Below are 5,047 nucleotides of genomic sequence, written 5' to 3'. Positions count from 1 at the left end.
CTAGCATCTAGCATCTAGCATCTAGCATCTAGCATCTAGCATCTAGCATCTAGCATCTAGCATCTAGCATCTAGCATTGGCTAAACCACACTTTCAATCATTACCTATTAACGCTATCAAGGAATATCTATGACCAAGCCCGCTGCGAAATTTACCCCACTGAATATCGCTGTATTGACCGTATCTGATAGCCGCACGCTCGCAGAGGACACCTCGGGACAATATTTAGCAGATAGCTTGATGGAAGCAGGGCATCATTTGGCCGACCGTAAGCTGATTACTGATGATATTTATCAGATAAGAGCAGTAATTAGCAGCTGGATTGCAGATCCAAAAGTTCATGCAGTGATAACGACTGGCGGTACGGGGTTCTTTATTAGAGATAGCATGCCAGAAGCGGTAAAAGTCTTGTTCGATAAATCCATTGATGGCTTTGGTGAGATGTTCCGCTTAATCTCGAAAGACGAGATTGGTATGTCAACCGTGCAATCACGAGCGGTCGCTGGCATGGCGAATGGCACTGGTATATTTTGCTTACCTGGGTCTTCTGGTGCGTGCCGTACTGGTTGGGAAAATATCTTAAAAGAGCAGTTTGATAGCCGTACTCGTCCGTGTAATTTTGTACCACATTTCATGGCACAAAATCCTAGTCATGACCATGACTGAACGCTCAAGCCATCTAGCAAGCCGTATGGATAGTTTGGCAGGAATTGTCATATTGGCGGGTGGCGCATCTAAGCGCATGGGAACACCCAAAGCCAAGCTGACTCTGCCGACAGGTGAGTTTTTGCTGGACTATCATCTGCGACATTCGTTGGGTTTGAATGTGCCCATTATGATTGCAGATAATGAGCGTGGTTTTGGCGTCCATCAAGATCTTATTTCTGGTAAATCACAGTCACCAGTTTCTTACATCTCTGACTATGGTGCTACTAATAGCGATGGACAAGTGGATACTGGTGGTGCATTGGTTGCCATTGAATCTGCCTTGCAAGCCTTGATCAATTTGAACGACTCAGGTATACCAGAAAACAAGCAGTCATCGTGGCTATTGGTTATTAGCTGTGATAGCTTGATACCAGCTAGCGATCTGTGGCAAAAGCTGAAGTCATCAATAGCGCAATCGGCGGATAAACAAGTCATTTTCTTAACGGATGACAGTCATTTATATCCATTGTTAGGGATTTACCGAGTCAGTATTGAACCTCATCTAAAAGCATATATTGATAGTGGTCAGCGTAGAGTTATCCCGTTTATTCAGCCTATAATGCAATCTTTATGTTTTTCAGATAATTGGCAGGACTTGACCAATTTTAATACGCCCGAAGACTTTACACGTGCTTGTGCGGCTCTAAGCGATTTATAAAAAGGTTTATCGAGAGAAATATTACATGAGTATTGATAGTCAAAAAAACAGTCATCAGAAAAACACGCCATCCGCCTTATCGCACTTAGACAGTAATGGCGATATCACTATGGTCGATGTCAGTGGCAAAACGGCAACGACACGAGAGGCGACTGCTGTCGGGCAAGTCCGCTTTCCTAGTGAGATTTATCAGCAAATTAAAGCCGCTGATGGTATGACCAAAAAGGGCAGCATCACTCAAACAGCACACATTGCAGGTATCATGGCCGCCAAGCGTACGCATGATTTGATTCCCCTTTGCCATCCACTGCCGCTAGATAAAATCGGTTTAACCTTTGATTATAATGATGCCCTTAACAGCATTAGTGTCAGTGCCGTGGTCAAAGTTACACATAAGACGGGTGTTGAGATGGAAGCATTGACCGCTGTCAGCGTTGCCTGCTTGACCATTTATGATATGACTAAAGCCTTATCACATGACATCGTTATCGATGATATTCACCTCATAAAAAAGACGGGTGGTAAGTCAGATTATAAGAATACGCCCTAGATAGATTACAAAGAGAGGAGAGGTTTATGAGTACGCTTGCGGTGGATGCTAATATCGAATCAATGATGAACATTAACGTCTTATATTTCGCCAGCCTAGCGGATGAAGCCAATTGCCAACAAGAGACCGTCATCGTTCAGCAATCGACATCACTGACTGAGCTTTATGAGCAGCTGTGCCAAACGCATCGTTTTAGTCGTCCGCAGTCAGAGCTACGGGTGGCGGTTAATGATTACTTTGCTAAGTGGACAGATTCCATTCATGACGGTGATAGCGTCGTATTTATCACGCCCGTCGCGGGTGGTTGATTTTTAAGATAATCAGTAATAATTAATAAATAGTTTTACACTACTGAGATAAATTTTTCTTGCTTGCTTGCTTGCTTGCTTGCTTGCTTGCTTGCTGTGCCGTTGCCGATAGAGGCTGCGAAAAATTGACTTTAGTAATATGATATTTTCTGAAGTCAATCAACGATAAAAAACGCCATATTAAAAAATGATAAATAGAGAGAAGAGAATAAATGACAGATAATGTCCATAGCCATGCCATGACTATCAAGCGTAGCGTTGATGAGGTATATGAACTTGCTGCACGTGATGGCTTTGCGCTATTAGACATCGCCATCGACGAAAATCGACTAAAAAATATGCTGGATGATGACAGCTGTGGGGCATTTGTATGTTTTGAAGGTCGCGTACGCAATCACAATAATGCCACGAGCGTTGATCGTTTGACTTATTATGGTTATGAAGACTTAGCACTGAATCAGGGTCGTGCCATTATAGAAGAGGCGAAAAAGCGGTTCGAGATTACGCATGCCATTGCAATACATCGTATCGGAGCCTTAGAAATTGGCGATGTTGCGGTGTGGGTTGGCGTGGTTTCTGCCCATCGTTATCCGGCATTTGATGCTTGCCGCTGGATATTGGACACTATTAAAGCGGACATTCCGGTGTGGAAACAAGAATATTACGAAGATGATTCTTCTAAGTGGCTTAGTAATAATGGATAAGCGCACGATTGCAGCATCTATGTCTGCCTGCCTATTATTGGCATTAAACGCTTGTACGCAAGAAAGTAGCACTGAGACTGCCTCTACTGCTAAGCCAGCTGAGCAAGCCCAAACGCTCCGTATCGCGGCGGCTGCCAATCTATCTGACGTACTGCCGACTATTATTGACGACTATAAAGCAGATAAAAGTGCCCCTGCGCAAAATATTGAAGTGACTTATGCTTCTTCAGGTAAGTTGTACGCTCAAATTAAAGCGGGTGCCCCTTATGATTTATTTTTATCTGCCAATCAAGACTTTCCTGCCAAGCTTGCGGCAGAAACGGCAACTAAGAATACGGATAAAAACAAAGTCACTCATAGCCCAACCTACAGCCCATTTACTTATGCCCAAGGTCAGTTGGCGCTATATAGTGTCACTAAACCTTTGAATGAGCTTAACCCAGCTGCACTGACTGATTCATTATTGAACGACAGCAATAGCAAAGTGACCATTGCCAATCCTGAACTTGCCCCTTACGGCGCATCTGCAAAAGCGTATCTTCAATCGCAAAATATTTATAATGATTTAATTCAACAAAAACGTTTAATACAGGCAGAAAATATTGGTCAAGCCTTTCAATACGCGCATACGGGCAATGTTGATTATGGTTTGGTCGCACAGTCACAAATCGTGGCTATTAACGCCAAGCCCGAGCAGTTTATTACTTTAGAACCCGCATCTTATCCGGCAATCTTACAAGATGGAATCGTTATCAGTGACCAAACCAGTGCGACAGAATTTGCCGATTATCTGCGCTCAAAAGTAGGAAAGCAGCATTTCATAAAAGCAGGCTATTTGACCGTTCAATAGTCAACTTCGATATAAATTCTACCAGTGGAGTGAGCAGTGACATTATGATAGATCCATCTCTTATGTCAGATATGCTGAGTCCATTTTGGGTAAGCATCAAGCTTGCCAGTGTCACTACTTTGTGTTTGTTAGTGTTTGCAACCCCTTTAGCATATTGGCTCGCCAAACCTAGCCGTACTCAAGTTATGTCACGTTTCAAAGTTTTGCTCATGGGCATCATTGCCATGCCACTCGTTTTGCCTCCTACCGTCATCGGTTTTTATCTTTTGCTACTGCTAAGCCCTAGCATGGGTATTGGTAAGTGGCTAAATGAGCACAACATTAGCTCGTTGATTTTTACTTTCGAAGGCCTTGTTATCGGTTCCATTATTTATTCATTACCTTTTTATATTCAGCCTGTTTATGCGCAGTTTTTGCGCATTCCGCGAAACGTCATGGATGTTGCTCATTTACTAGAGCCCAGTTATTTTAGGCGTTTTATTAGAGTGGTATTACCGCAAGCGCGCGTGGGTATTGTACTGGGCAGCTTGATCAGCTTTGCCCATACTATTGGCGAGTTTGGTGTTGTGCTCATGATAGGCGGTAGTATTTCAGGTGAGACGAAGGTGGTGTCGATTGCGATATATGAGCAAGTTGAGGCGCTAAATTACGAAGCGGCGCATATCATGTCAGGTATTCTGATTATTATCGGCGTTGTCATGGTTGTTTTGATTGCGAGCGTGAGTCGAATGGGTCAGCGCTCAAGCTAAAGAGGTCAGAGATCAACCAAGCGTTTACGATGTCTGATTGTCTTTAACAATAATATTAAAGTAAGGCTAAAAAATATTTACAAATAGGGCGGTTACAGTTGAGACTGCTTTATCAAACTGATTATTTTGATAAATAAATATGAATTTAAGGTATAGGTTACCGCAAGCAATTTTTAATAACCTTGGTCACCAAAAATCTTAGTCACAAGATGGTCACCGCTTAGTCACCGAGCAATTGGTCGCCTATTTTCGAAAAGTAGAGCGTATGTACGAGATCCCATAATTTATGCATTGTTAAAGGGCAGACTATTTCTTAAAGGTAGATACATGACAAACATCTGGCCCATATAGATAAAGGATTTTAAGAGAAGTTCAGACACAAAAAAACCTCAAACAAAGTTATGTTTGAGGCGAAACTTGCTTAAACTCGAAAGTCTAAATTCGTTTTAAATATGGCGCAGCGGACGGGACTCGAACCCGCGACCCCCGGCGTGACAGGCCGGTATTCTAACCAACTGAA

At 42.8% G+C, this 5,047-nt stretch carries 7 protein-coding genes; all 7 read left to right on the top strand.

The features are described from left to right. Window positions 1-129 precede the first annotated feature (129 nt). On the top strand, window positions 130-666 hold the full coding sequence (gene moaB / locus JMX48_RS13865) for a molybdenum cofactor biosynthesis protein B (protein WP_201538760.1): 537 nt from the start codon (window positions 130-132) through the stop codon (window positions 664-666). Beyond that, window positions 653-1,366, top strand: coding sequence for a molybdenum cofactor guanylyltransferase (locus tag JMX48_RS13860; protein WP_201538759.1), 714 nt, complete (start codon window positions 653-655; stop codon window positions 1,364-1,366). The genes moaB and JMX48_RS13860 overlap by 14 nt, the downstream gene beginning before the upstream one ends. 25 nt (window positions 1,367-1,391) lie before the next feature. Beyond that, window positions 1,392-1,916: a cyclic pyranopterin monophosphate synthase MoaC gene (moaC, locus tag JMX48_RS13855; RefSeq protein ID WP_201538758.1), complete on the top strand. Its 525-nt coding sequence runs from the start codon at window positions 1,392-1,394 to the stop codon at window positions 1,914-1,916. 26 nt (window positions 1,917-1,942) lie between these two features. Next, a complete protein-coding gene (locus JMX48_RS13850) occupies window positions 1,943-2,224 on the top strand; it encodes a MoaD/ThiS family protein (RefSeq protein ID WP_201538757.1) in 282 nt (93 codons plus the stop codon). A gap of 212 nt (window positions 2,225-2,436) precedes the next feature. Continuing rightward, entirely contained in the window at window positions 2,437-2,928 is a 492-nt protein-coding gene (locus tag JMX48_RS13845; protein WP_201538756.1) for a molybdenum cofactor biosynthesis protein MoaE, read from the top strand. After that, on the top strand, window positions 2,921-3,778 hold the full coding sequence (gene modA, locus JMX48_RS13840) for a molybdate ABC transporter substrate-binding protein (RefSeq protein WP_201538755.1): 858 nt from the start codon (window positions 2,921-2,923) through the stop codon (window positions 3,776-3,778). The genes JMX48_RS13845 and modA overlap by 8 nt, the downstream gene beginning before the upstream one ends. Window positions 3,779-3,822: 44 nt before the next feature. Continuing rightward, entirely contained in the window at window positions 3,823-4,527 is a 705-nt protein-coding gene (gene modB / locus JMX48_RS13835; protein WP_201538754.1) for a molybdate ABC transporter permease subunit, read from the top strand. Window positions 4,528-5,047: the final 520 nt, after the last annotated feature.

The sequence above is a fragment of the Psychrobacter immobilis genome (assembly GCF_904846225.1).
GTDB classification, from domain to species: domain Bacteria; phylum Pseudomonadota; class Gammaproteobacteria; order Pseudomonadales; family Moraxellaceae; genus Psychrobacter; species Psychrobacter immobilis_F.
The sequence above is the reverse complement of the archived record's forward strand: the minus strand, read 5'-3'. Positions and strand labels throughout refer to the sequence as shown.